The following is a 307-nucleotide window of genomic DNA, read 5'->3' as shown; positions in this document are numbered from 1 at the left end:
CAGTGTCAAGCCAGTTCAGCAGGTAACGCCGGCGACGCCGTTCGTTGTTTATGTTGTCCGGGGCGGTGGAGAGTGCTTCGAGCATATTCTCCAGTAACAGAATGACAGGGTTTTCCTGGGATAGAATTGTCATAAAGGCGTCCTGAAAAAATGCCCGACAGCCGCTCTCCGTACACCGTAAGGTGTCACCGGTGCCGGGCATTGTGGAAACAGAAGGGAAAAAAATCCCGGCCATAAAGGCCGGGAAAAGTCGTCAAATTAAGACAGCAATTTTCATGTCAACGCTCCGTCATCAGATACCAGGTGC

At 51.5% G+C, this 307-nt stretch carries 1 pseudogene; it reads right to left on the bottom strand.

The features are described 5' to 3' along the window. A pseudogene (locus tag E0D98_RS28605) lies at positions 1 to 133 on the bottom strand (traC); the annotation flags it as partial. Between the last annotated feature and the right edge of the window lie 174 nt (positions 134 to 307).

Source organism: Escherichia sp. KCJ4928, assembly GCF_004352695.1.
Classification (GTDB): Bacteria; Pseudomonadota; Gammaproteobacteria; order Enterobacterales; family Enterobacteriaceae; genus ECMA0423.
This window is presented reverse-complemented; position numbering and strand designations above follow the sequence as displayed.